At 71.1% G+C, this 25,777-nt stretch carries 23 protein-coding genes and 1 pseudogene; 9 read left to right on the top strand and 15 right to left on the bottom strand.

All coding sequences use genetic code 11. The annotated features are described in order from the left end of the window. Positions 1-119: 119 nt before the first annotated feature. The 7 genes from ABH920_RS49385 to ABH920_RS49415 form a co-directional block, all read right to left on the bottom strand. Positions 120-554 (bottom strand): hypothetical protein, encoded by a 435-nt coding sequence (locus ABH920_RS49385; RefSeq protein WP_370356738.1) that lies wholly within the window; start codon positions 552-554, stop codon positions 120-122. Positions 555-599: 45 nt separating this feature from the next. Next, positions 600-1,565 (bottom strand): ROK family protein, encoded by a 966-nt coding sequence (locus tag ABH920_RS49390; RefSeq protein ID WP_370356740.1) that lies wholly within the window; start codon positions 1,563-1,565, stop codon positions 600-602. Positions 1,566-1,590: 25 nt separating this feature from the next. Further along, positions 1,591-5,733 carry a hypothetical protein gene (locus tag ABH920_RS49395; RefSeq protein ID WP_370356742.1) on the bottom strand — a complete coding sequence of 1,381 codons (4,143 nt, stop codon included), beginning with the start codon at positions 5,731-5,733 and terminating at the stop codon, positions 1,591-1,593. Positions 5,734-5,835: 102 nt separating this feature from the next. Further along, positions 5,836-6,816, bottom strand: a complete 981-nt coding sequence (locus ABH920_RS49400; RefSeq protein ID WP_370356744.1) for an EamA family transporter — start codon at positions 6,814-6,816, stop codon at positions 5,836-5,838. A gap of 264 nt (positions 6,817-7,080) precedes the next feature. Next, positions 7,081-8,244 (bottom strand): cystathionine gamma-synthase, encoded by a 1,164-nt coding sequence (locus tag ABH920_RS49405; RefSeq protein ID WP_370356746.1) that lies wholly within the window; start codon positions 8,242-8,244, stop codon positions 7,081-7,083. 9 nt (positions 8,245-8,253) lie between these two features. Continuing rightward, positions 8,254-8,724, bottom strand: a complete 471-nt coding sequence (locus ABH920_RS49410; protein ID WP_370356748.1) for a hypothetical protein — start codon at positions 8,722-8,724, stop codon at positions 8,254-8,256. Positions 8,725-8,821: 97 nt separating this feature from the next. Beyond that, the gene (locus ABH920_RS49415; RefSeq protein ID WP_370356750.1) at positions 8,822-9,826 is read right to left on the bottom strand and encodes an LLM class flavin-dependent oxidoreductase; all 1,005 of its coding nucleotides are present in this window, start codon (positions 9,824-9,826) and stop codon (positions 8,822-8,824) included. On the opposite strand from ABH920_RS49415, the gene ABH920_RS49420 reads away from it, so the two are divergent. The 3 genes from ABH920_RS49420 (at position 9,813) to ABH920_RS49430 (ending at position 12,160) form a co-directional block, all read left to right on the top strand. Further along, positions 9,813-10,100 carry a TetR family transcriptional regulator C-terminal domain-containing protein gene (locus ABH920_RS49420; RefSeq protein WP_370356782.1) on the top strand — a complete coding sequence of 96 codons (288 nt, stop codon included), beginning with the start codon at positions 9,813-9,815 and terminating at the stop codon, positions 10,098-10,100. The two genes, ABH920_RS49415 and ABH920_RS49420, sit on opposite strands and share 14 nt — an antisense overlap. Positions 10,101-10,240: 140 nt before the next feature. Next, positions 10,241-11,554 (top strand): hypothetical protein, encoded by a 1,314-nt coding sequence (locus ABH920_RS49425; RefSeq protein WP_370356752.1) that lies wholly within the window; start codon positions 10,241-10,243, stop codon positions 11,552-11,554. A gap of 168 nt (positions 11,555-11,722) precedes the next feature. After that, complete coding sequence (locus tag ABH920_RS49430; RefSeq protein WP_370356754.1) at positions 11,723-12,160, top strand: class I SAM-dependent methyltransferase; 438 nt, start codon at positions 11,723-11,725, stop codon at positions 12,158-12,160. A 65-nt stretch (positions 12,161-12,225) separates the two neighbouring features. Here the strand turns inward: ABH920_RS49430 and ABH920_RS49435 are convergent, their stop codons facing one another. Further along, on the bottom strand, positions 12,226-13,086 hold the full coding sequence (locus ABH920_RS49435) for a DUF72 domain-containing protein (RefSeq protein ID WP_370356756.1): 861 nt from the start codon (positions 13,084-13,086) through the stop codon (positions 12,226-12,228). 129 nt (positions 13,087-13,215) lie between these two features. On the opposite strand from ABH920_RS49435, the gene ABH920_RS49440 reads away from it, so the two are divergent. The 3 genes from ABH920_RS49440 to ABH920_RS49450 all read left to right on the top strand — a co-directional run bounded on the left by ABH920_RS49440 (position 13,216) and on the right by ABH920_RS49450 (position 15,951). Continuing rightward, entirely contained in the window at positions 13,216-14,091 is an 876-nt protein-coding gene (locus tag ABH920_RS49440) for a YihY/virulence factor BrkB family protein (protein ID WP_370356758.1), read from the top strand. Between the two features lie 212 nt (positions 14,092-14,303). Further along, positions 14,304-15,365 (top strand): alpha/beta hydrolase, encoded by a 1,062-nt coding sequence (locus ABH920_RS49445; protein ID WP_370356760.1) that lies wholly within the window; start codon positions 14,304-14,306, stop codon positions 15,363-15,365. Between the two features lie 22 nt (positions 15,366-15,387). After that, complete coding sequence (locus ABH920_RS49450; protein WP_370356762.1) at positions 15,388-15,951, top strand: DUF1990 family protein; 564 nt, start codon at positions 15,388-15,390, stop codon at positions 15,949-15,951. A gap of 4 nt (positions 15,952-15,955) precedes the next feature. Here ABH920_RS49450 and ABH920_RS49455 read toward each other — a convergent pair whose 3' ends face one another. Both ABH920_RS49455 and ABH920_RS49460 read right to left on the bottom strand, forming a co-directional pair. Next, entirely contained in the window at positions 15,956-16,708 is a 753-nt protein-coding gene (locus ABH920_RS49455) for a maleylpyruvate isomerase family mycothiol-dependent enzyme (RefSeq protein WP_370356764.1), read from the bottom strand. 45 nt (positions 16,709-16,753) lie between these two features. Further along, the gene (locus ABH920_RS49460; RefSeq protein ID WP_370356766.1) at positions 16,754-17,947 is read right to left on the bottom strand and encodes a S8 family serine peptidase; all 1,194 of its coding nucleotides are present in this window, start codon (positions 17,945-17,947) and stop codon (positions 16,754-16,756) included. Positions 17,948-18,142: 195 nt separating this feature from the next. Between ABH920_RS49460 and ABH920_RS49465 the strand changes: the two genes are divergently transcribed. Next, positions 18,143-18,358, top strand: a complete 216-nt coding sequence (locus ABH920_RS49465) for a zinc ribbon domain-containing protein (protein WP_370356768.1) — start codon at positions 18,143-18,145, stop codon at positions 18,356-18,358. Between the two features lie 58 nt (positions 18,359-18,416). On the opposite strand, the gene pruA is transcribed toward ABH920_RS49465, so the two are convergent. Together pruA and ABH920_RS49475 are read right to left on the bottom strand one after the other, a co-directional pair. Beyond that, entirely contained in the window at positions 18,417-20,048 is a 1,632-nt protein-coding gene (gene pruA, locus ABH920_RS49470) for an L-glutamate gamma-semialdehyde dehydrogenase (protein ID WP_370356770.1), read from the bottom strand. A gap of 62 nt (positions 20,049-20,110) precedes the next feature. Then, entirely contained in the window at positions 20,111-21,037 is a 927-nt protein-coding gene (locus ABH920_RS49475) for a proline dehydrogenase family protein (protein ID WP_370356772.1), read from the bottom strand. Between the two features lie 140 nt (positions 21,038-21,177). Here ABH920_RS49475 and ABH920_RS49480 point away from each other — a divergent pair, with 140 nt between their 5' ends. Then, complete coding sequence (locus ABH920_RS49480; RefSeq protein WP_370356774.1) at positions 21,178-22,329, top strand: PucR family transcriptional regulator; 1,152 nt, start codon at positions 21,178-21,180, stop codon at positions 22,327-22,329. Positions 22,330-22,395: 66 nt separating this feature from the next. On the opposite strand, the gene ABH920_RS49485 is transcribed toward ABH920_RS49480, so the two are convergent. Next, on the bottom strand, positions 22,396-23,787 hold the full coding sequence (locus ABH920_RS49485) for a cystathionine beta-synthase (protein ID WP_370356776.1): 1,392 nt from the start codon (positions 23,785-23,787) through the stop codon (positions 22,396-22,398). A gap of 180 nt (positions 23,788-23,967) precedes the next feature. On the opposite strand from ABH920_RS49485, the gene ABH920_RS49490 reads away from it, so the two are divergent. Further along, positions 23,968-25,122 (top strand): SGNH/GDSL hydrolase family protein, encoded by a 1,155-nt coding sequence (locus ABH920_RS49490; protein ID WP_370356778.1) that lies wholly within the window; start codon positions 23,968-23,970, stop codon positions 25,120-25,122. Positions 25,123-25,169: 47 nt separating this feature from the next. Here ABH920_RS49490 and ABH920_RS49495 read toward each other — a convergent pair whose 3' ends face one another. Then, positions 25,170-25,415: a hypothetical protein gene (locus tag ABH920_RS49495; RefSeq protein ID WP_370356780.1), complete on the bottom strand. Its 246-nt coding sequence runs from the start codon at positions 25,413-25,415 to the stop codon at positions 25,170-25,172. A 119-nt stretch (positions 25,416-25,534) separates the two neighbouring features. Beyond that, a pseudogene (locus ABH920_RS49500) lies at positions 25,535-25,777 on the bottom strand (hypothetical protein); the annotation flags it as partial.

Raw genomic sequence — 25,777 nt, forward strand, 5'->3', positions numbered from 1 at the left:
GGCGGTGGTGGTCCCGGCCGTCGCACAGTGTGGCCTTTTTGGGGCATTTATTCTTTCGGGCTAACTCTTAAACCGGGGGCGGCCCCCCCCCGGTTTCCCGGGGGCGGCGGCCGCAGCGTTCATCGCCTTCGGTCTGGTTCGCGGCCCTGGCGGAAGATGATCTGCACGCCGTCGGGGTGCTCCCAGTCGCGGTTGTTGCCGATCACTGACACGCACACCTCACGATCGCCGTCCGGGTCGCGGGCGACGGTGACCTCGATTTCGGGGCCGAGGATCTCCAGGACGGCGCCGGGTCCGGCGACGGCGGCGACGGCCTCGTCCATCACCGACCGGTCGAGGGACAGGAAGGTCTCGATGGCGGCGTGGAAGTCCTGGGGGCGTTCGTCCTCATCGTAGCCCTCGACGAAGATCTCGACGTCGGTCCCCAGGGCGGGGACGGGGATCGGCTCGCTGACGTACTCGCCGCTGAACTCCTCGACCGGGCCGAGGCCCGGGATCTCGACAGTCCTGGCCGCGTCCTGGGCGGATTTCGTCTTCTGCCGATGCCATTTCATAGGGGACATCGTCTCCTGGCGGCCTCCAGCCGATCTCGCCCGGCGTCAGTCGACCCGGTCCGCCGACCAGTAGGTGTCGCCGCGCAGGATCAGCGCGGCCGCGCCGACCAGGCCGGCGTCCTGCCCCAGATCGGCCGGGACCACCTTCAGGTTCTTGGTGAAGTCCAGCCGCGCGTGCCGGTACAGCGCGGAGCGCAGGGGCTCGAACAGCAGCTCGCCGGCCTGCACGATGCCGCCGCCGATCGTCACCAGCTCCAGGTCGCACATCGCCGCCGCGCCGGCGATCGCGACGCCGAGCGCGGTGCCGGCGCGGGTGAAGGCGGCCTCGGCGATGCCGTCGCCGGCGCGGGCGTCGTCGGTGAGGTCCTTGCCGGTGCGGCTCTCCTGGCCCGCTCGCCAGCCCTGCGCCGCCGCCCACGCGGCCATGCGCGGCCCGCTCGCGACGGCCTCCAGGCAGCCGGTTCCGCCGCAGGCGCAGGGCGTCTCCTGGTCGACGACGACGTGCCCGATGTGCCCGGCGTTGCCCTTGGCGCCGTCGATGAGGCGGTCGCCGAGGATCAGGCCGCCGCCGACCCCGGTCGAGACGACCATGCCGAGCATGTTCGCGGTGCCGCGGCCGGCACCCTGCCAGTGCTCGGCGGCGGCCAGGCAGATGGCGTCGTTGTGCAGGCGCACGTCGCGCCGGAAGTCGGCCTCCAGCCGCCACCGCAACGGGAAACCGCGCCACCCGGGGATGTTCAGCGGCGAGACCTCGCCCGCCGGCCACCGCATCGGACCGCCGCAGCCGACGCCCACGGCGCGGAAGGCGCCGCGCTCGTACGGAAGGTGGTCGACGGCGTCGAGCAGCGCGGCGTAGAGCGCCTCGCCGTCCGCCCCGGCCCCGGCGGGCGTCGGCGTCCGGAACGAGGCCAGCACCTCGCCGTGCTCGTCGACGGCGCCGACCGCCATCTTCGTCCCGCCGATGTCGATCGCCAGCACCGGGGCGTGCCCGGAGGTGTCAGTCACCGTCATGGTGGACACCTTAGGCGGTTTTGTATCAGCTTCCAGAGAAGCCCTGCAGATAGGTCACCTGCTGGCGCAGGGCCTGGGCGGTGGAGTGGCTGATCGTGCCCTGGTTCTCCTCGGAGCGGATGGTCTGGGTGAGGGTGGCCAGGGTCTGGTTGTAGCCGTTGGAGCCGACCTGGGTGTTCTGGAGCTGGGTGACGAGGCGGGTGAGGGTGGTCCGGGCCGTGGTGTCCGTGACCTGGGTGGTGACGATGGTGGTGATCTGGGTCTCGGACTGCTGCGGCGAAGTCGGGGCGGTGGAGGGGGCGCCGTTGTTGGGGGCCGTGTTCGGGCCGGTGGGGGCGCCGCCGGGGGCGGTGGGGCCAGTGGGGCCGGAGCCGGGGCCGGTGGGGCTGGAGCCCGGGCCGGTCGGGCTGGAGCCGGGGCCGCCGGGTCCGCCGGGGGTGGTCGAACCGCTCGGGGCGCCGGGGCCGGTCGCACCGGTCGCGCCGCCGGAGGGCACCGAGGACACGCCGCCGTTCGGGCCGGACGTCACGGACGCCGCGCTGTTGGGGCCGCTGGCGCTGGAGCCGCCGGAACCGCCGGTGGCGCTGCCGGATCCGCTGGGCGAGATGACGGGGACGCCGCCGGACACGCCGGTGCTCGCCCCGGTGCTGCCGCCGCTGGGTAGCGTCGCGGAGCCGGTGATGCTGGACGAGGAGTTGGTGAGCGGGGTCGCGGTGGAGGAGGAGTGCGACCCGTGGATGGCGTAGCCGATGCCGATGCCGACGACCGCGCCGAGCAGGACGCCGCCGGAGGCGAGGACCCACGGCTTCGGCCTCGGGGATGCCGCTGCCACGAGGCCGCCGGAGGCTCCGCCGGCGGAACCGCCGCCGGCCGCCGCCGCACCGGACTCGCTGCTCAAGATCGCGCCGGAAGCGGCTGCGGTGGTTGCGCCGCCTGCTGCGGTTCCCGCCGAGCCGCGTGCTGTGGTTGCTCCGCCGGCTGCCGATCCGCTGCTGGCCGCACCACTGGCCCCGGCGGCACCTGCCGCCAAGCCGCCTGCGGTCGCCGCGCCGGCGAGCACCGCACCCGACGCCGCGGTCGTCGCGCCGCCCGCAGCCGCCGAGCTGGACCCGGCCGCGGTGCTCGCACCCGCCAGACCAGCAGCGCCCGCCGCCGTCTCGGAACCTGCCAGCTCCTCGCCGATCGCCAGCCCCGCAACACCGGCCGCGGCCATGCCGACCAACGTGCCCGCACCCGCCGAACCCTGAGCCGGCAACTGCTGCGTCTCAGCGCTCGACGCCGCCACCTCGGCAAGCGCCGCGGTCACCGCCGCCGCACTCGCCGCCTCGATCGCAGCAGCCTGGTTCGCTTCGGCGGCTGCGGTGGCCTCGGCACGCGCCGCCTCAAGCTCCGCCTCGTGCGCGATGGCCGCCTCGGCGAGCGCCGCGGCGACCGCACCCTCGATCGCGGCGGCCTGCCCGACCTCGACGGCCTCCAGCTCCTCGTGATGCCGCGCCTCGACCTCGGCCACCGCGGCCGCGACAGCCGCCGCCAGCACGACTTCCTCGGCCTCGACGTGGCCCTCGGAGCGACTCTCGGAGCGCACGGATTCCGACGCGTGCCGCTCCTCGACTGCGGCCATCTCGGCCCGATGCCGTTCCTCGGCCTCGGCGATGGCGGCGGCGACAGCGGCACCGGTCGCGGCGGCGAGCGCCTCCTCGCCGAGCGTGGCGTGCTCGGCCCGCGTGGACTCGAGCTCGGCGGCGTGCCGCTCCTCGACGGCGGCGATCGCGGCAGCCGCAGCCACCGTCGCGGCCTCGAGCTCCGCAGCATGCGCGGCACGAGCCGCCTCGGACTCGGCGCCGTGGCGCTCCTCGGCTTCCGCAACAGCCGCAGCCACCGCGACGCCGGTCGCAACCTCGAGTTCAGCAGTGTGCGCGGCGCGTGCGGCCTCTAGCTCCGAGCCGTGGCGCTCTTCGGCCTCGGCAACAGCGGCAGCCACCGCGACGCCGGTCGCAGCCGCCAGCGCCTCCTCGCCGACCGACGCATGCTCAGCGCGCGTCGACTCCAGCTCAGCAGCATGCTCAGCGCGCGCAGCTTCCAGCTCCGCAGTGTGGCGCTCCTCGGCCTCGGCAACAGCCGCAGCCACCGCCACACCGGTCGCAGCCGCCAGCGCCTCCTCGCTGACCGACGCATGCTCGGCCCGCGTCGACTCCAGCGCCGCCTCATGCTCGGCCCGCGCCGCTGCCAACTCCGCAGCGTGCCGCTCCTCGACCGCGGCCAGCGCCGCGGCGGCGGCAGCCGTTGCCGCCTCAAGCTCCGCGGCGTGGCCGGTGCGGGCGGCTTCGAGGTTCAGTCCGTGTCGCGCCTCGGTCGCGTTCAGCTTGTTGCGGTGCCGCTCCTCGGCCTCGGCGATCGCCACCGCCACTGCGGCACCGGTCGCCGCCGCCAGCGCTTCCTCGCCGGCCGACGCATGCTCGGCTCGCGCCGCCTCCAGCTCCGAGTGGTGCGCGGTCTCCGCCTCGGCGAGCGCCAGGGCGACTGCCGCTTCCGAGGCCGCCGCGACCGCCTCGTCGTTCGACGCCGCCTGCGCCGCCTCGACTTCGGCGAGTGCCTGCGCCACGGCCGCCGCGATGGCCGCCTCCGTCAGTTCCGCCGTCGCGGCCTGCTGGTCGGCCAGCGCCGTGGCGACCGCCGCCTCGCGTTCGGCCGCGTGCCGTTCCTCGGCCTCGGCCAGGGCCGTCGCGATGGCCGCCGCCGACGCCGTCGCGACCGCCTCGTCGCTCACCTGGGAGTGCGACGCCTCGGCCTCCGCCAGCGCCGCCGCGACCGCGGCCGACGTCGCCAGCGCGAGCGCCTCCTCCGACGCCTCGGCCGCGCGCGCCTCCGCGTCCGCCACGGCTGCGGCGACCGCTGCCGCGGTGGCGGCTTCCGCCTCGGCGACCGAGATCGTGTCGCCCTTGCGTGCGCCGCCGGCCGTCGGGCTCACCGCGGGCGTCCACGCGCCCGTGTCCGCGTCCTCGACGCTCGCGCCCAGCGACTCCGAACGCGCCGCCGCCAAGGCCAGCGCCGCCTCGGCCGCCGCTTCCGCCGCCGCCGCACGCTCCGTCACGATCCGCGGCGTCGCCAGCTCCGTGACCGGCTGCGCCTTCAGCGCCTCGACCACGTCCGCCATCGACGGCCGCGTGCCCGCCTGGTCCGACAGGCTCAGCGCGAAGGTCTCCGCGAGCCGGGAACCTCCGCCGAAGTACTCGGTCAGGCGCCCGACGGCTATCTCACGCCGGTACGCCAACAACAACGCCGCGTCGTGCGCCGCGCCGGACACCACGATCCCCGCCGCGCCCTCGGCACCGGCCGCTCCCGCGACCAGCCCGACGCCAGCCGCCACACCGGCGGCTCCCGCGACCCCGGCCGCACCCGCAGCACCGGCCGCGCCGGCGGCCCCGGCAGCTCCAGCCGCCGCCCCGCCGCCCGCGAACTCGCCCCGCGCACGCACCAAATCCTCGTGCACGATCTCCCAGCCGAACACGCCCACATAAAGCAGCCACGCCAGCCCGTACACGTCATCGGCAGCCGTGGCCGCCGCCCCGCTGAACCGAGCCGCCGTCAGGAATCCGCTCGGAGCCTCGACGGCCACCGCGGCCGCGTCGCCCTCAAAGGCGAGCCCCATCGCAAGGTCCACGAAGATGTCGTTCTTGCCGCCCACCCACACCGAGTCGGTGTGCAGCCAGCCGTGCACCAGCCCGGCGGCGTGCACGCGCTCGAAGACCTCGGCGACGTTCAGCGCGACCGAGCCCATCTCCGCCGACGTCAGCGCGCGCTTCATCAGCCGCGACGTCAGGGACGAGCCCTTGTCCTGGTCGTAGACCGCGAACTCGATGTAGCTGTCGCTCTTGTGGATCAGTTTGTGGGAATGCTGGTCGTGGTCGGTGACCACGCGGTCCTCGTGCGCGATCCGCTTCTGCCCGGCCTCGCGCACCACCGCGATCGCCGGGTGCTCCAGATGCGTCAGCGCCGCGACCGCGTTCTCCAGGCCGCCCGAAGCCGTGATCTGGATCCACACCCGGCGCCGCCGCACCGTGTCGGAGGCGAGCCACAACTCGCCGATCCCGCGGTGCCACAGCCGCCGGGACAGGGTGTAGCGACCAGCCAGGACGATGCCCGCGGAGACTCCCGATATACCTGCCACGGCGGCTAATTGTGCACAGTGTTCGAGCCCTTGCACAGCGCGCGGACAGCGCCCCGAAGCGTATTTTCGTCTAGACGCCCCGGGCGTTCACCGAACCGTCTCTCACCTGCGTTCCGTCGCTATCACCACGGCCACTCCGAGCACCACGATCAGGCCTCCGACAACCACGGCCAAGGTGATGGTCTCGCTCAGGAACAGCGCGCCGAGTGCGACGGCCACAACAGGGTTGACATATGCGTATGTTGCGACAGTGGAAATCGGCGCGTTCTTCAACAGCCATACATAGGACGAGAACGCCACAAGCGATCCCGCGCCGACGAGATAGACGGTCGCCCACACCGAGGTTCCCGTAACGGCGCCGGGGCGGAAGTGCTCGCCGTGCAGCGCAGCCGCGATCGCGCAGCCGATGCCGCCGAACACCATCTGGTACGCCGAGGCCACGAACGAGTCCTTCGGCGGCGTCAGCCACACCTTGGACGCCACCGAGCCGAACGCCCAGCTGATCGAGGCGATGAGCACGAGCACGACGCCCAGCACGTAGTTGTGCGCGCCGCCGCCCCCGGGCCGCATCAGGACCACGAGCCCGCCGAAACCGATGAGGACGCCGACCAGCATGCGTCCGGTGGGCCGGTCCCTGGCCACCGCGCGCCACACCACGATCCACAGTGGCACGGACGCCACGAGCAGCGCGGACGTGCCGGACGGGATGTACTGCTCGGACAGGACGACGAAACCGTTGCCGCCGAGCAGGAGCAGCGTGCCGATCAGCGCGGCGGAGGCCAGCTGGCGCCCCGTGACGCGCAGCGCGGACGGGCCGCGGCGGATCGCGAGGAAAGCCAGGAGGATCAGGCCGGCGAGGGTGAAGCGGAGCGCCGCGGACGACAGCGGCGGGATGGATTCGATGGCGTAGCGGATCGCGAGGTAGGTGGAGCCCCAGACGAAGTAGACGGCGGCGAGGGCGATCCACGCGGTCGTCGTCATGTGCTGGGTGGCCGCGGCCGGACGCTTCGGCTTGTCCGGCTTCAGCTTGTCCGGCTTCTGTGTTGCCCCGTCCGAGTGAACGGCGCCCGAAGCGATCGTCATACCCCTGATCCCTTCACGGTCCTGACCATATGCGGCCAGCCTGCGGGATTCACGGGGAGAACGACAAGGGCCACTCGCATGCGAGTGGCCCTAGCGACGTTCGGACGCGGCGCTCAGCGCGGCTTCTCGGCGGTCCTTGCTTCTCGGCGGTCCTTGCTTCTCGGCGGTCCTTGCTTCTCGGCGTCCTGCTTCCCAGCGGTGCTACCTCTCAGCGCCCCGGCGGATCAACAGTTCGGCGGATCAGCGGTCCGGCGCCCCCGCGGATCAGCCCAGCGCGCGCAGCAGGTCGGCCAGCAGGTCGTCGACGGACTCGATCCCGACCGAGAGCCGGATCAGGTCGTTCGGCACCTCCAGCGGGGAGCCGGCGGCGCTGGCGTGGGTCATGCGGCCGGGGTGCTCGATCAGGGACTCGACGCCGCCGAGCGACTCGCCGAGCGTGAACAGCTCGGTGCGGCCGCAGATGTCGACCGCCTCCTGCTCGCCGCCGGCCACCCGGAAGGAGATCATGCCGCCGAAGCCGGACATCTGCTTGGCCGCGACCTCGTGGCCCGGGTCGTCGGGCAGGCCGGGGTAGTGCACGGCCGTCACCTTCGGGTGCGCGACCAGGGCCTCGGCGATGCGCTGGGCGTTCGAGCAGTGCCGGTCCATGCGCACCGCCAGGGTCTTGACGCCGCGCATGACCAGCCAGGCGTCGAAGGGGCCGGCGACGGCGCCCATCGCGTTCTGGTGGTAGGTCAGCTCCGCACCCAGCTCCTCGTCGGCCACGACCAGGGCGCCGCCGACCACGTCGGAGTGGCCGCCCATGTACTTGGTGGTGGAGTGCACGACCACGTCGGCACCCAGCGCCAGCGGCTGCTGGAGGTAGGGCGTGGCGAACGTGTTGTCGACGACCAGCAGCGAGCCGGTCTCGTGTGCGACGCCGGCCAGCGCGGCGATGTTCGCGATCCCCAGCAGCGGGTTCGAGGGCGTCTCGACCCAGATCGCCTTGGTCTTGCCGGGCACCACGGCGGCACGCACGGCGGCCGGGTCGGACATGTTGGCGGCGGTCCAGCCCAGGCCCCAGCGCGACAGGACCTTGGCGAACAGCCGGAACGTGCCGCCGTAGGCGTCGGCCGGGATCACGACGTGGTCGCCGGGCACGCACACAGTCCGCAGCAGGCAGTCCTCCGCGGCCAGACCGGAGGCGAAGGCCAGGCCGAGGCGGCCGCCCTCGATCGCGGCGAGGCAGTCCTCCAGCGCTTTGCGCGTCGGGTTGGCACTGCGGGAGTACTCGTAGCCACCCCGAAGGCCTCCGACACCGTCCTGCTTGTAGGTGGAGACCTGGTAGATCGGGGGGACGACGGCGCCGGTCAGCGGGTCCGGGTCCTGGCCGGCATGGATGGCCAGGGTCTCGAAGGCGGCGTGGGCGTGGGCGTCAGATGCGGACATGGGCTTAGGTTACGCGTTCGGGGCTGGGCGGCCCGGTGTGGCGGGTGTGGTGCGAGGTGGCGCGGCCGCGGTGCGAACGGGATGCGGCGCGTGGACGACGTGCGGGGTGTGCGTGGCGTGGGTCAGCTTCGCGGCCGGGGCGATCTGGGCGAGATCGGGGACCGGCCCGAAGACGAGGCCGTCGGCCACCTGCGCTTGGGCCATCCGGGCGTCGGCCATCCGACGTACCCGCCGCCGTTCCAGGAGCCGGGCCCGCTGCCGCACGGCGTACATCAGCACCGCGGCACCGAGAACGATGACCAGGCCGAACATGATGATCAAGCCCTGCCACGACCCGGCTTCCGCAACACCGTGGTGCGGTCCTGGCGTGCCTATCTCCACCGGCGCGCTGGGGACGTAGGGCGTGTTGTCCCCGGCGAGGCCGAGCAGCCCGCGCGCAGGGCCGAGCCCGTCCAGCACCCCCGCGATCAGCGAACCCATCGGCAGCCTCCCGAGCCCCAGTCGTATCACCTGAAGAGGACAATACCGACCTTTGCGGACACTGCATCTTGACGCAAGACCACGTTCGGGTCGGGTTTCACGGCGTCATGGCAGCCGCGAATGCCCTCAGCTCCCTGTCGGGGTCCGGTCCGGCGGGGACATAGACGATCTCTGTGACCCCCGCAGCCGCGGTCCGAACGATGCGGTCGCGAAGAGAGGACGCGTCGCCGTTCCATCCCAACGCGAAAATTCCCGGTCCGGCTGCGGCTACGGCCGGGCGGTCGCGGTCGGTGAGGCGCACGAGGTGGCCCTCGTGGACGGCCAGGTGGCCCTGTCCGGGTGGCAGTTCCGCTTCCACCTCGGTGCGCCACTCCGCGCCGCCGGGGAGCTGGTCGATCGCGGTGAGGTCCTGCTCCCACGCGGCGTGCAGCGCGATCGCGGCGTAGCCCGGGCCGGCGGCCTCGAGGACGCGCTGGTCGGTGTGGCTCTCGCCGGGGTCGAGGACGGTGCCGAAACGCAGGAGGGCGCTGTCGGTCCAGGGGCCGTGGGAGGTGGGTGCGGACGTCCAGATCACGCCCGGGGGCTTGAGGTCGATGGCGGTCGCGACGCCCTTCGGCCCCGAGACGGCGAGCCACAGCGGCACGTCGACCGGGCGCTCCGGCCCCATACCGGGCAGCTGCATCATGCGGCACGGCCGTCCGTCGATGTCCACGGTCCGGCCGTCCAGCAGGGCACGGACCTGGCGGTAGTAGTCGGCGGTCGCGGACCACCGCGCAGGCTTCAGGCCGAGCGTGAACCGCGCCGTGGCACCGGTCCCGATGCCGACGACCAACCGGCCGGGCGCCAGCTCCGCCACGGAGGCGATCGCCGAAGCGGTGACCATCGGATGACGGAGGCCGGGCACCGTCACCCCGACCCCGAGGCGAATGGTGCGGGTAGCGGCGGCGACACGGCCGAGCGCGACCCACAGGTCGCCGAACAGGGCCGGCGAGTCGAACAGCCACACCCGGTGGTAGCCGAGGTCCTCGGCGAGTCCGGCCCGGGCAACGACGTCGGCGGTCGGCGGCAGTGCGCAGGACAGGCGCGGGCTGGCGGAGGTCACGACCTTCGCCGACCAGCCGAACGCGGCCCACCTCTGGTTCGCCTACTGGCTCGACGCCGGCCGCCGCTCCCGCACCCGCCCCCTCGACGAGATGCACCGCGAAGTCACGAGCCTGCTGACCGAACTCCTCACCGACGTAGCGGTGGACGACCCGCGCGAACGCGCGCACGCCCTGCTCTCGTACCTGCTGGGCACTGTCGTGCAGCAGATGGTGACGCCCCTGGCGTTCCCGGCACTCGCCGCCGAGATCACCCTCCTGTGCGGCATGAGCTGACGGTATTCGCCGGCCGGCGCCGCGCGGCGACCGCCGAACGGATGCCGTGAGCCGAGATCCGCTGCCGCCGAAAACCCACGCAACCTCCCGGGCGGCTGCGCGTCAATGCAGGTGACAGAACGTTAATTTGGGAGGGAACGATGATGCGCTCACGCATCGCCACGGCTGCGGTCGCCGCATCTCTGGTCGCGGGTCTCGCGGCCTGCAGCACCACGTCGAAGGCTCCGGCGGGCGGTGCCCCGGCCGCGCCGGGCGCATCGTCGAGCACGACGGCCCCCGGCGGGGACGCCACGTCGGCGCCGGTCGTGCCGGTGGCGGCGAGCTCGTCGGCCGCCACGGGGACGTCGGCCACGTCGGCCTTCACCCCGGCCCAGCTGGAGACGATGCGGGCCAAGGTGGCCGCCGTGTACGACCAGGGCTACACCACCGCGACGCAGCACTACTCGCAGCCGGACATCAACCAGAAGGAACTCGCCGCCGACTTCGCGGACAAGGCGACGATGGACGCGGTCTTCGGCACCGGAGCCGTCGGCTCGGACCGCCCGATGGACTGCGGCACGGCGAAGTACAACGGCATCGTCCTCGGCGCCGTCCAGTCCGCCGGCGACGCCGCGACCATCCCGGTCGCCCTTTACGAGAACGCCAAGGCCGGCGCCGCCGAGATCACCGTGACCGTGGATCCGACCTCCGGCGTCGTCAAGAGCGTGGCGTGCGGCGGAGCGCCGAAGCCGGCGGACTTCCCCGGCGTCGCGCCGCTCGTGGCGTACTACGGGGCGATGGCCTCCGGGAACACCGCTGTGCTCAACGACAAGTCGCGTCCGTACTTCACCCCGGCGTTCGCCGCCTGGAAGCCCAAGGCCACGGACTACGACGCGGACACCTGCTCCCAGTACGTCCCGGACCTGTGGGCGGTGGCCCTGACCGGCACGTCCTCCGCGGCCAGCACCTGGGACTTCGGCCCGGGACGGGTCGCGACCCTCCCCAATCCGAGCGTGCCGGCCGACCCGACCGGCTTCTACGCGTCGCTGGCCGTCGACCTCGGCTCGGCCAAGATCTCGCGCGTGAGCTGCTACTCGAGCCCGCCGAAGGGCGACCCCGCGCACGCCGGGGACTACGTGAACCGGCTGATGGAGAACTACCGCCTGGCCGCGGACCAGAAGTCCCTCGGCGTGGACCCGCAGGCCGCCATCCGCTCGTCCTTCGTCTCGGACGCCGCCTTCACCACGGCCTGGAACGGCACCGGCACCGTTCCGCTGCTGTGCAGCAGCACGGTCCCCGGCTCGGTCGAGACCGCGGACAACTCGACCGGAACCACCTCCGGCTCCAAGATCACCTTCAACATGGTGACCTGGCGGCAGTGGCACCCGGACAACCCGGGCCAGGAGCTGAGCAAGTTCACGCTCGTCCTGGACGCGAGCACGATGAAGATCTCCTCGATCACCTGCATCAAGTAGGCGACAGAGCAGACAACCCCGCCGCCTCGCTCATGACTCGTTCATGGGCGAGGCGGCTGTGTGTCCACCGGAGCCGGGACGGCCGCGGCGTGCAGCTCCCGATGAGCCTGCGCCAGTGACTGACCGGCCAGCCGCGCCCTGATCCCGGCGTCGAAGTGGGGACACCGCGTGACGTCCTTGTGCCGACAACTGGTGCGCAGCGGCGCCGGGCACGTCTACGGCGTCGACCACTCCGCAGTGATGCTCCGCCAGGCGTCCCGGCGCAACGCCGCCGCGATCCGCGCCGGCCGTGTCACCCTGGTCCGGGCGCCGGTCGATCAGCTCCCGGCATCGTTCGACGGCCCCTTCGACGCCATCCTCGCCGTCAACTCCCTCGGGTTCTGGCCCGCACCTGTCGACCAGCTCACGGAGCTACGCCGACGACTCACGCCCCAAGGCCGCATCGCCATCGCCTCGCAACCCCGCTGTCCCGGCGCGACAGCGGACACGGCCCGCGCCGCAGCCACAGGGGTCGAGGACCTGTTGCGCAGCGCGGGCTTCACGCGGATGACCACGGAGACCCTGGCCCTCAGCCCGCCGGTGATCTGCGTCCTGGCCTCGGAGTAGATCGGAGTAGATCGGAAGAGAAAAGACACAGGCAGACAAGGCCACCAGCTCAGAGCAAAGGCAACTCAGAACAACGTCGGCGGTCCCACCGGCATCGGCTCCCCCAAAGCCTCCACCTCCGGCACCCGCCGCCGCACATCCTCATGGAACCGCCGAGCAAGCACCGGGGCGTCGGCGTTGTCCGGCGTGTGAATGAACACCGTCGGCGACCGCCCCTCCCGCAGCCAATCGGCGGTGATGTCGGCCCACGGCTGCCATCCCTCGACAGTGAGCTCGGCATCATCACGCCCGATATAGCGCACAACCGGAAAGCGCGTCAGAGCACGCGTACGGCGCGGAAGCCGCGGCTTCTTCGTCCACGCCTCACGCTCGGCATCGGAGCTCGGCGGAGTTTCGTATAGGACCGTCGTGTCGAACGGAACCCACTCCGCATCCGCCTCAGTCAGCAGCTTCTCCAGCTCCTGCACACTCTGTGGGTTCTCGAAGAAGGCGGGATGGCGTACTTCCACCGCATAGCGATACCCCTGCGGAACGCGGCTCAGGAAAGCAGCCAGCGTCGGGAGATCCGCAGGACCGAAAGATCCTGGCAGCTGGATCCACAAAGCGGCATGACGGCCCAGAGGCTCGATCGCCGTAAAGAACGTATGGAGAGCGCCCTCAGGGGCGAATACGTCGGGAGCCAGCCGTCGTTCATGCGTCACCGGCTTAGGAAGCTTGAGCAGAAAGCGGAAGTCCTCCGGGGCCTGCGCGGCCCACATCTCAACCGTGGCGCGGGACGGCGTCGCGTAGAAGGTGGTGTTGCCCTCCACCGCGTTGCACCACGTCGCATAGGCGGCGAGGCGTTCGCGCGGCGGCAGGGGATGCGGCAGCAGCCGTCCCTGCCACGGCGCCAGCGTCCACATCGCGCAGCCGACGTGCAATTTCATGCCGAAGAGCGTAGCGAACAGTCTCCGGCGTCGAACTGTCCGCAGCCACCCTGGCGTTCCCCGGAGCGTCCACCCTCCGTCCGCGTGGTGTGGTCAAACCGGCCGCGTACCAGTGCTTATATGAGGGGCATGGCGCTCTTGTCCCTCCTGCGTGCTCTGGCCGCCCGCGTCGACCGCTTCCAGCAACGGCATCGCGTGCTGGCGTTCCCGGTGGCGGTGTACCGGGAGATGCAAGTGGTGAAGGCCGGCTATCTGGGCGCCATGCTGACGTTCTACGCATTCATCTCACTGTTCCCGCTGCTGCTGATCCTCACCACCGTGCTCGGCGTCGTCCTGCGGTCGAACAAGAAGCTGCAGACGGACGTGCTGAACTCCGCGCTCGTCGACTTCCCGGTGATCGGCGAGCAGCTGAAGAGCAACATCCACGACTTCGGCCGCAACGGTGTCGCGCTGGTGATCTCCATCGTCGTCACCGCGATCGGCTCGCTGGGGCTGGCCAACGCCGCGCAGTACGCGATGAACCTGCTCTGGGGCGTCCCGGAGGACCGGCAGCCGAAGTTCCCCCAAGACTGGCTGCGCAGCTTCGGCATCATCGGGACGATGGGGCTCGGGGTGCTGTCCACGACCGTGATGACGGCGCTCGGGGAGTGGGCGAGCGGGCATGTCTTCACCGGCGGCCTGCGGGCCGCCCTGCTGGCCGCCTCGTTCGTGCTCACCGCGCTGCTGTTCTGGCTGGGCATGCGCACCGCCACCGCGAAGGAAGTAGACGCGCGTGACCTCCGTCTCGCCGCGATCCTCACCACGCTGTTCTGGCAGGGTCTGCAGTACCTCGGCGGCTTCATCGCCGCGCACCAGCTGCGCCACGCCTCGACGCTCTACGGGGTGTTCGGACTGGTCCTGGGACTGCTCGCCTGGATCTACCTCCAGGCCCGGCTGACCCTGCTGGCGGTGACAACAGACGTGGTCCGGGCCCGCCGGACCTGGCCCCGGTCGCTGTTCGACTGATCCGATCGTCCGTCACTTGGCGCATAGCGATATACGCTCCGTGACCCTCGACAAAACGCGATCAACACCAGATGATCGCTACACGAGTCCGGATCTTCCGTGCGCGGATACCGGGTTCTCTCCAAGTGGCGATCAAGCGAGCCGGTCCCGTGCTACTGCGCGGATCGCGTAGGATCGCCTGAATCCCACCTAAGTTGTAAGGAACCGATGCGATGCGCCTGCTCGATTCCGCCCGCATCGGCCTGGCCGCGTTGTGGCCGCACAGCCTGCGAGAGCAGATCGACCACTTGCGTCCCGGCAAGATCATGCCGAACAGCATCCCGCGCAAGACGCTGGCAGTGTCCATCGCTCTGAGTGCCGCTCTGGTCACCAGCGGTCCCGCGCACGCCGCGATCGCCTTCAGTCCACTGCCGAAGCTCCCCACGCTCAGTGCCTCCTCGCTGACCGAACGCTACGACCTGAACCGCGCGGCCATGGCCAAGGCCGCCGACGAGGCCCAGTTCGGCGGGGAGCCGGCACTGGCGCACGCGCTGCGCAACCTGGCGGTTCCGAACCGTGACTTCCTGTCCTTCGACCCCTCCGGCGACGGCCGGGGCATCGAGGTGGTCGGCGACCTGGTGCACGCCCAGCGGATCGCGGTGGTCGTGCCCGGCGCGGGCAACACGCTGTCCAACTTCGACAGCGCCAAGGGCCCGGGGGTCGGCGCCGAGGCGCTGTACCACCAGGCGCAGGAGCTGGGTGCGGGCAAGTCGCTGGCGGTCATCGGCTGGCTCGGCTACGACCCGCCGGCCGTGGACAGCATGCACATCGCCATGCTCGGCCACGCGGACACCGGCGCGAAGGCGCTGAAGGCGTTCCTGGCGCAGATCAAGACGGTCAACAACGCGCCGGTGACGCTGCTGTGCCACAGCTACGGCTCGGTGGTGTGCGGCCAGGCCGCGCCGCACGTGAAGGTGACGGACATCGCGGTGTTCGGCTCCCCCGGCATGGGCGTCGGCTCGGTGTCCGACCTGAACACCACGGCGCGGGTCTGGGCCGGGCGCGGGACCAGCGACGGCATCGCGGACGTCCCGCACGTCCAGGTGGACCTGCTGGGCGTCTCCGTGGGCTTCGGCGACGACCCGGTCGACCCGGCGTTCGGCGCGCGGCTGTTCGACGCCGGCAAGGGCGGCCACAGCGACTACCTGCGCACCGGGGACACCGCGCTGCGGAACCTGGCGCTGATCGCGATGGGCCGCGACGACGAGGTGACCACCCCGCAGAGCGGGAGCTGACGCGGAGCAGAGTGGCGGATTCATGACATCGCCACCGCACCCCGGCGACGCCGCACTCGGCCCCACTCCCGACGGCTACCGCTACTTCCGCCGCTCGATCCCGCTCGCGCACTCCTTCGATCCCCGGGACGCGGCACTGGACCGCGCCTTCGAGCGCGCGCGGGCGATGCTCCAGGCCTGGGGGCCGCAGCTCGGGGCCGGGATGCGGATCGAGGTCGAAACCCAGGACATGGCCATGCCGGTGCCGCTGCCGCTGCCGCTGCCGGCACCGGCGGTCGGTCTCGAAGCGCGGCTGATCTCGCGCGTCGCCGGAGTGATCCCGCTGCGCGCTCCCCTGCGCGTCATCACTGCGGAGTTCGACAGCGCGGACCACGCCGGGTACGCCTACGAGACGTTGCCAGGGCACCCGGAGCGCGGCCGCGAGGCCTTCTACGCGACGCGCACGGAGGGGCTTGTGGAGTTCACCGTCATGGCGTTCTCACAGCCCGCCGCATGGTATTCGCGACTAGGCGGGCCGGTGACGCGCATAATCCAGAACCGCTATACGAACAAGTACCTGCTGGCCATGGCGGTCCGTCCTCGATAGCCCGCTATACCGTCGGCACCAATACGAAGAAACGCTGTAGCGCTTTCGCATCTCCGTCGGCTACCAGCGGCTCTCCAGGAATGCGGTGCCACAGGAACAGCAAGAGGTCTGACGCGGTCCCGGCGAGTTCCACATCCGCCGCCTCGTCGTCGCCGAGCGGACGCGGGCCGTCCGGGTCGAGCGCGATGGACCACGCGCCGGAACCGTCGGTCTGGCGGAAGCGGTAGCTCTCGCCCTTCATCGGCGGAACCTGCTTCGCGGTGCGGCGCCGGAAGGGCAGCACGACGTCCAGGAACCGGGCCACGCCGTCGGCCGCGAGTTCTTCGTCCACAGGCTGTGGAGAACCGATCGCGCCCTCCAGGTCCCACCGGTGCACGGCCGCCTCGATGGCCTGCATCCGCAGCCAGAAGGCGACGCCGGGCTCGCCGCCCCAGGTCCAGACGACCGTCTTCGGATCGGTCGTGCGGAACGTCGCGGCCAGCTCCGTCGCACCCTCGGCGAACCAGTCCGCCAGGTCCTCGCCGGTCGCGTCGGCGGGAGCCGTGAACATCGTCTTCCGGTCCGGCGGAGGCGTCTCCAGCCGCTCCACGATGATGTGGTTCACCATGCGGTGCACATGGCCGAGATGCCCCACCAGATCCGCGGTGGTCCAGTCCGGACACGACGGGACCGGCGGCGGGGCGTCCGGCAGCGCCGCCATCAGGGCGGCTCGATGGAAAGCTGTTGTTTCCCTCTCGAAGTGCGCAATCAGGTCCACTACTTCACTCTCCCACCGACTGTGCGGCCTGCCTAGGAACACGCTTTAGTGCCACACGCGGTTCTTCCGCAGCGCTCTCCGCTTCAACGAGCCGTTCAGCAGCAACAGCAGGAGTCCGAGGACCGCCGCCCCTGCGGCGGCGGCGAAGATCTTGTCCCGGCGGGAAGGCAGCAGCCCCGCCTTGGCCGTGGCGGCCGCCTTCGTGGAGTTCTTCAGAGCCTCTGTGGTCATGTGCCCTGGAGAGGACTGCGCAGGGGTGGCGGAGGAGGCGCTACCGCTTGTCGCCGGAGCCGGCGTCGTAGGCGCCGGAATCGGAGCCGACACGGGGAGGGAAGCCGCCAGGGGAGCCGCACCGGGGAGCAACGGGTTGTCCTTGGCGACCGGTGCACCAACGCTTAGCGCGGCCAACGGATTGACGATGCCGTATCCGTACGCGTTGTCGCGCTGTAGTCCGGTCGCTCCGCCGGCCTTGGTAGCGGTCGCCAGGAGAGCGCGGATGGTCTGCCCCGCGGTCCAGTCCGGATGCATCGCACGGACCAACGCGACGGAAGCGGTCACGTAGGCGGACGACTCACTGGTGCCCTTCGCAGTCTTCGGCACTCCGTTGGCATCCTCTACAGGGATCCCCACTCCGGGGGCCGCCAGGGCGACCTGCGATCCGTAGGACGAGCCCGACCACCGGGTACCCGTCTCGTCGATCGCGCCGACCGCCACCACCCCGGGATAGGCCGCCGGGATGATGACGTGCTCCGCCCCGTAGTTCCCGGCGGCGGCGACCACCACGATGTCCGCGGCCTCGGCCTGCTTCACGGCCGCCGCCATCCCCGGGGTGTCCGCGGTGCCGAGCGACATGTTGATCACCTTGACGTGCTGGGCGACCGCGAACTTGATGGCGTCGGCGATGTGCACCGGGTCCGAGCCGGTCTCCTGCTGCATGCGCACCGGCAGGATCTTCGCCTCGGGCGCCAGGCCGTGCAGTCCGTCTCCGGCGCCGGTCCCGGCAATCAGGACGGCCATCGTGGTGCCGTGGCTGTCCGTGTCGGTGTCGACGTGCGCGATGCCGGTGCTGTCCGAGCCGAGCGAGAAGTCCGCGCCGGGGAGGAGGTTGTCGCGGGTGTCGCCGAGCGGCGAGACTCCGGAGTCCACCAGACCGACCGTGACGCCGGCGCCCTTGGTGTGCTGCCACACCTGGTCGGCCTTCAGGTAGGTGAGCGGCCATTGGGGTGCGGCTTTGGGCACGGCATCGTCCGCTCGCACCGTAGGCGGCATGAACGCAAAGGCGGCCATGCCACAGACACCCATGAGCGACCCCAAGCGGTGCGACATGCGAAATAGGATCGCGTGTCGTACCAGATAACGCAAACCTCTGTGAAGATCTTAATAGACCCTTTTCCGACACTAGGCGGAAATCACTTAGCGCTTATGATGCGGTGCATGGCCCGTTACGAATACCGCTGTCGCGCTTGTGGCGACACCTTTGAACTCTCTCGTCCGATGGCGGAGGCGTCCGCGCCTGCCGTGTGCCCCGCGGGCCACGACGACACCGTCAAGCTGATCTCCGCGGTCGCCGTGAACGTCGGCGGCGGGAACAAGTCCGCCGCAGCATCCGGCAACGCTGGCGGATGCTGCGGCGGAGGCTGCTGCTCTTAGGAGCTCTCGCGAGCTCCTGAGAACGGAGCAGCAGCGGGCTGGATGCCGAGGGAGGCTGTCAGCCCATGTGGGGGTATCGGTGGTCGACCGGCGGCACGAAGGTCTCCTTGACCGTGCGCGGGCTCAGCCAGCGCAGCAGGTTCTGCGCGGAGCCGGCCTTGTCGTTGGTCCCGGAGGCCCGTCCGCCGCCGAACGGCTGCTGGCCGACGACCGCGCCGGTCGGCTTGTCGTTGACGTAGAAGTTGCCGGCGGCGAAGCGCAGCTTGTTGTGCGCCTCCTCCACGGCCGCGCGGTCCGTGGCGAACACGGAGCCGGTCAGCGCATAGGGAGTCGAGCTGTCGACCAGTTCCAGGACTTCGCTATAGCGCGCGTCGTCATAGACGTGCACAGCGAGGATCGGACCGAAGAACTCGTCCGTGAAGATCTCGTGGTGCGGGTCGTCGCCGACCAGGACCGTCGGCTGCACGAAGAAGCCCTGCGAGTCGTCCGCCGTGGCGCCCGCGAGGATCTCGACCTTGCCCTCGGCACGGACCCGCGCGAACAGGTCGCTGTGCTTGGTGAAGGCCCGCCGGTCGATCACCGCGCCGCCGAAGAAGGAGAAGTCGGTGACGTCGCCGTAGGTGATGGTCCCGGTGACGTCGGCCAGCTGCTCCCGCACGCCGGACTCCCACAGGGAGCGCGGGATGTAGGCGCGCGAGGCCGCGGAGCACTTCTGCCCCTGGTACTCGAACGCGCCCCGGACCAGCGCGGTGACCAGGGGGGCCGGGTCGGCGCTGGGGTGCGCGACGACGAAGTCCTTGCCGCCGGTCTCGCCCACGATCCGCGGGTAGGAACGATAGACGTCCAGGTTCTCCGCGGTCTGGCGCCAGAGGGTCTTGAACGTCTTGGTGGAGCCGGTGAAGTGCAGACCACCGAACCCGGGGTCGTTCAGCGCGACCTCGCTGACCGCCAGGCCGTCGCCGGTGACCAGGTTGATGACGCCGGCCGGGAGCCCGGCGGCCTCCAGCAGCTCCATCGTGTACTGCGCGGCCAGTTGCTGCGTCGGCGAGGGCTTCCAGACCACGGTGTTCCCCATCAGCGCCGGCGCGGTCGGCAGGTTGCCGGCGATGGCGGTGAAGTTGAACGGGGTGATCGCGGTGACGAAGCCGTCCAGCGGCCGGTAGTCGGTGCGGTTCCAGACCCCGGCGGAGTTCGCCGGTGGCTGCTCGGCCAGGATCTGCCGCGCGAAGTGCACGTTGAAGCGCCAGAAGTCGATCAGCTCGCAGGCGCTGTCGATCTCCGCCTGCTGCGCCGACTTCGACTGGCCGAGCAGGGTGGCGGCGTTGACGGTGTCGCGCCACGGGCCGGACAGCAGGTCCGCCGCGCGCAGGATGACCGCCGCGCGCTCGTCGAAGGGCAGCGCGCGCCACGCCGGGGCCGCCGCCTTGGCCGCCGCGACCGCGTCCGTGACGTCGGCCGCCGAGGCGTTGGCGGTGTCGCCGAGGACGTGCTTGTGGTTGTGCGGCTGGACGACCTCGACGCGCTCGCCGGAGGCCATCCGGCGCCGCCCGGCGATCGTCATCGGCAGCTCGTGGCGCTCGGCCGCGATCTCGGCGACGCGGCGCTGCAGCGACTCGCGCTCGGCCGAGCCCGGGGCGTAGGCGCGGACCGGCTCGTTGACCGGGGCGGGGGTGTGGGTGATGGCATCCATGGCGGTACTGGTTGTCCCCTCTGTGGGTGCTCTGGGCTCGTCGGGATGTGCTCTGGGCTCGGTCAGCGCTTGACGAGCGAGTTCAGGAAGAACATGACGTTGGCCGGGCGCTCGGCCAGGCGGCGCATGAAGTAGCCGTACCAGTCGTCGCCGAAGGGCACGTACACGCGCATCGTGTCGCCGCCGGCAACCAGGGCGTGCTGCTCGGTGGTCCGGATGCCGTGCAGCATCTGGAACTCGTGGGTGTCCTGCTTGCGGCCGGTCTCCGCGACCAACGCGTGCGCGATGTCGATCATGCGCTGGTCGTGGCTGGCGATCATCGGGTAGGCCGAGGAGCGCATCAGGGTCTTCATGGCGCGCACGTACGCCTTGTCCACTTCGTGCTTCTCCTGGTGCGCGACGGAGGCGGGCTCCATGTACGCGCCCTTCACCAGCCGCACCCGGGAGCCGGCGGTGGCCAGGTCGGTGATGTCGCCCTCGGTGCGGAACAGCGCGGCCTGGATCGCGACGCCGACCCACGGGAACTCTCCGCGCAGTTCGCGCAGGGCGCCCAGGGTGGCGTCGACCGTGGTGTGGTCCTCCATGTCCAGCGTCATGGTGGTGCCAGCGTCGCGCGCCGCTTCGGCAATCGCTATAGCGTTCTCCAGCGCGATCTTCTCGGCGTCCTTGGGGAGCTTCTGGCCGAGCGCGGAGAGCTTGAGCGAGACCTCGGTGCGGTGCGCGATCCCAAGGTCGGCGAAGCGCTTGAGCATCTCCAGGTAGGCGTCGCGGGTGGCGGCCGCGGCGGCGGCGTCCAGGGTGTCCTCGCCGAGCCGGTCCACGGTGACCGCCAGCCCCTCGCCGACCAGGTCGCTGATGACCAGGCTGGCCTGGTCCAGGTTGTCGCCGGCGACGAACCGGTCGACCACGCGGCGGGTCAGGGGGACCCCGGTGATCACGCCGCGCATCTTGGCGCTGCGAGAGGCGGCGAGAAGCGTTTGGCTGAGCATGGCGGGCCTGTCTTTCCTGGTGGCGCACCTGGTGGCGCAGCGGTGTGGCGAGTCTGTTGGGATGACGGTAAGTCCGTCTGTCCAGCGGGGATATAGACGACTGCCACGATCATTGCCCGATTTCGTCATACACTTGTCTGATGGCGACCCCGACCACCGATCAGCTGCAGGACCTCGTCGACTTCATCTCCCAGCTCGCCTCGTCCTCGGCGACGCTGGAGGACCGGGACTTCGACCTGGTGGCGTTCGCCTCCCAGTCCGGCGGCCTGGACGTCATCCGCCAGCGCTCGATCCTGCAGCGGCGGTCGACGCCGGAGGTGCGGGCCTGGTTCGAGGGGTTCGGGATCGCCCGGAGCGAGCGGCCGGTGCGGACGCCGGCCGATCCGGAGCACGGGGTGCTGCCGCGGGTGTGTCTGCCGGCACGGTGGAACGGCGTGACGTACGGGTACGTGTGGCTGCTCGACGAGGACGGCCACCTGGACGACGCACTGCTCGCGAGCGCTATGTACGAAGCGTCCAGAGCCGGCGCACTGTTGGCGCAACAGGCGCGGGTCAGAGAGCGGACCGAGGAGCGTCTGCAGAACCTGCTGTCCCCTGAGCGCGCCGTCGCGGAGCAGGCCGCCGAGGAGATCTCCGAGCTGGGGCTGGTGGACCGGGGACGGAGAATCACGGTCGTCGTATTGGAGACGCGGACTCAGGACTGGCAGTCCGTCCCGCTGAACCTGTGGCGGCTTCCGCGGTCGGTACTGGCGGCCCGGGAGACGGATCACATCAGCCTGCTGGTTCCGGAACCACACTCCGTCGCCGATATCGCGGAGCGCGCACTGGAGCTCTATAGAGAACGTCTGGAGAGCGATGCGCGGGACGACGTATTAGTGGGGATCGGCGCGCCGCGCGAGGATCTGGCCGAGGCCCGGGCGAGCTGGCGGGAGGCGCGGCTCGCGGTGCGCGTCGGGCGGGCGGTTCCGGCGTTCCGGCCGACGGCGGTGTGGGCGGATCTGGGGATCTACCGGCTTCTCGCCTGCGGTCCGCAGAGGGAGCTCAGGGACGCGGTAGTGGATCCCGCAGTGCGGCGGCTTCTGGAGGAACCGGATCTGCTCGTCACCGTACAGACGTACCTGGACCACGCGGGAAGCGCGCAGCACACGTCCGCCGCGCTGAGCATCCACCGGCAGACGCTCTACCACCGGCTGGAGAAGATCGAGAGGATCACCGGCCTCGACCTGGCTGACGGTCGAGACCGGTTGCGGCTGCACCTGGGGGTGTCGCTCGCTCCGCTGGTCGGTGGGTGAAGGCCCGCCAGCCGGCGGATGAGGCTCCGCTGGTCGGCAGGCGAGGCTTTGTTTGGGCGGTGAGGCTCAGCTGCCCAGCGAGACCGACGCGTCGTGCCCGAGGAACCCGAGGAGGTCCTGGCGGCTCACCACGCCCTGTGGCTTGCCCTCGACCAGCACCACCGCGGCGTCCGCCGCCTCCAGCGCGGTGACCAGCGCCGACACCGGCTCGCCGGAGCCGACCTGGGGCAGCGGCGCGGACATGTGCTCGTCGAGGCGGTCCTCCAGCGAGGCCTTCTCGTAGAACAGCGCGCGCAGCAGGTCCCGCTCGACGATGGAGCCGATCACCTCGGCGGCCATCACCGGCGGCTCCTCCTTGACCACGGGCATCTGCGACACGCCGTACTCGCGCAGCGTCTCGATCGCCTCGCCGACGGTCTCGTGCGGGTGCATGTGGACCAGGTCCGGCAGGCCCTGGCCCTTGCGCGCGAACACCTCGGCCACGGTCGGCTCCTCGGTGCCCGGGTTCAGGAAGCCGTAGTCGGCCATCCAGTCGTCGTTGAAGATCTTCGACAGGTAGCCGCGGCCGGAGTCCGGCAGCAGGACCACGACGACGTCGTCCGGCCCGAGCCGCGCGGCGTACTCCAGGGCCGCCACCACGGCCATGCCGCAGGAGCCGCCGACCAGCAGGCCCTCCTCGCGGGCCAGGCGGCGGGTCATCAGGAAGGAGTCCTTGTCGGACACCGCGATGATCTCGTCGGCCACGGTGCGGTCGTAGGCGGTCGGCCAGAAGTCCTCGCCGACGCCCTCCACCAGGTACGGACGGCCGCTGCCGCCGGAGTAGACCGAGCCCTCGGGGTCGGCGCCGATCACCTTCACGGCGCCCTCGGAGACGTCCTTGAGGTAGCGGCCGGTACCGGAGATGGTGCCGCCGGTGCCGACGCCGGCGACGAACGCCGTGATCCGGCCGTCGGTCTGCTCCCAGAGCTCCGGGCCGGTGGAGTGGTAGTGCGAGGCCGGGTTCTCAGGATTGGAGTACTGGTCGGGCTTCCAGGCGCCGGGGATCTCGCGGACCAGGCGGTCGGAGACGTTGTAGTAGGAGTCCGGGTGCTCCGGGGCGACCGCGTAGGGGCACACGACGACCTCTGCGCCGTACGCACGCAGTACGTTGATCTTGTCAGTGGAGACCTTGTCCGGGCAGACGAAGACGCACTTGTAGCCCTTCTGCTGCGCCACGATGGCCAATCCCACACCGGTGTTGCCGGAAGTGGGCTCCACGATGGTGCCGCCGGGCTTGAGCGCGCCGGAACGCTCCGCCGCCTCGATCATCCGCAGCGCGATCCGGTCCTTCACCGACCCGCCGGGGTTGAAGTACTCGACCTTGGCGAGAACAGTCGCCTGGAGTCCCTTGGTGACGTTGTTCAGCTTCACCAGCGGGGTGTCCCCCACCAGATCGACCATGGACTCGGCGTACTTCATCGGCGGTGTCTCCGCTTTCTCTGGGATCCGGAAGATCTGGGAACCGGCAATTTACGGTGGTCGTTCGGTGCTTTACAGGGTACGTCGCACAGCCTTCTCTCCGTAGCCAACAGGGCGCGGGGTAAGGTCGGCGGAACGGCGGACATACTTCAGAAGAGGCTTGCAGGAGGTGTGCCGACGATGACCGGGCTCACGAGGCTGGGTGTCGCCAAGCGTGTCGCCGCTGCCGCCGCACTGAGCGGCGGGGGGATCGGGGTCCTCACCGGCGGCGCCATCGGACTGATCGTCGCCGAGGCGAAACTCGCCCGGCGCGCCATCGGCCCCGCGAAGGGGGATCCGCCGCGCGCGGACGGCGTCTACGGCGCGTGGTACGCCGCGCCGGGCGTCGAGGTGATCCGCATCGCGGTCCTCGGCGACAGTTCCGCGGCGGGGTACGGCGTGACCGAGTCCGCCCGCACCCCCGGCGCGATGCTGGCGTCCGGGCTGGCCGAGGCCGCCGGCACGCCGGTGCGGCTGCACAACGTGGCGAAGGTCGGGGGCCAGTCCTCGGACCTGGGCTGGCAGCTGGAGCGAGTGCTGACCGGCGGGCCGGACGGCAGGGCCCCGGACGTCGCCATGATCATGATCGGCGCCAACGACGTGACGCACCGCGTCAAGGTGGCGGAGTCGGTCCGCTTCCTGGGCGACGCCGTCCGCCGACTGCGCGCCGCCGGCACCGAGGTCGTCGTGGGCACCTGCCCGGACCTGGGCACCATCCGCCCCGTGGCGCAGCCCCTGCGGCGCCTGGCGCGCCGGTGGTCCAGGCAGCTCGCCGCAGCGCAGACCATGGCGGTCGTCTCCGCGGGCGGCCGCACCGTCTCCCTGGGCTCCCTGCTGGGCCCGGAATTCGACGCCCGCCCCGAGGACATGTTCGGCCCGGACCGCTTCCACCCCAGCGCCGAAGGCTACGCGGCAGCCTCCATGGCCCTGCTCCCCTCGATCGCCGCCGCCATCGGCCGCTGGCCCGACGCCGAAACCGGCGAACCCGACACCCTCGAACCGGCCCGCGGCGAAGCCCGCATGCCCCTGGCCCGCGCCGCCGTCCTCGCCGCCCGCCACGGCGGCACCGAAGTCGGCCGCGAAGTCGGCAGCGCCGCCCGCGCCGGCTGGGGCATCCTGCGGCACCGGCGGCGGCAGCAGATCGCCGAACCGGTGGTGGCGGAGGGAGTGGAGGGGGCAGAGGGGACCTCGGGAACTCCGGGGACCGGAGAGGCAGCGGAGGCAACCGCGACGGCCGAGAACGCTGCAACCGTCAGCGGGGGCGGAACGGACACACCGACGTCGGCCTCGGCGTAGTCGGCAGCGTCATTCGCGGCCGGACACGTCATTCGCGGCCGGTCACGTCATTGGTGCCCGGTCACGCAGAGCTCGGTCGGTTCCACAGCGGGAGCGGTCCCCGACGAATCGCCGAGCGGAACGCAAACCGTCTGCGTGTGCGCTGGCGAGTTGTACTGCGCCTGCTGCCGCACGAGGCTGAACGCCAAGTAGCCGCCGACGATCAGCAGCACCACCGCGATCACACCGGCTCGGCCCGAGACCATGGAACGCCATCCCGGCCACGCCGGTTCGATGTCTTCGTCCTCGTCCACCGGCCGCCCCCTCGCTCTCCCCGGATTCGCGCGTCGATCGTAGCGGTCGCATGGACCACCGGCTCCGCGACGGGTCCTCTAGATGACTGATGTGGGTTGGTGGCGGGGGTGTGGCGTGGTTAGTGGCCGTAGGCGGTGAGGGATCGTTTGTGGTTGGCGCCGATGAGCCAGTTGTGCCAGATGGCGGCGTTGAGTGCGAGTAGGCGCTGCACGATGCGGGTGAACAGTCCGTCGGGCCGGTGGGCTCCGGGCTGTTCGATCCCCAGTGGGTGCTTCAAGGACTGGTTGACCGACTCGATGCGCTGACGAAGCCAGGCCGGGTAGCACCTGGGGTCGGGCTCGTTGCCGTAGGCCGGGCGGAT

The sequence above is a fragment of the Catenulispora sp. EB89 genome, assembly GCF_041261445.1.
Classification (GTDB): domain Bacteria; phylum Actinomycetota; class Actinomycetes; order Streptomycetales; family Catenulisporaceae; genus Catenulispora.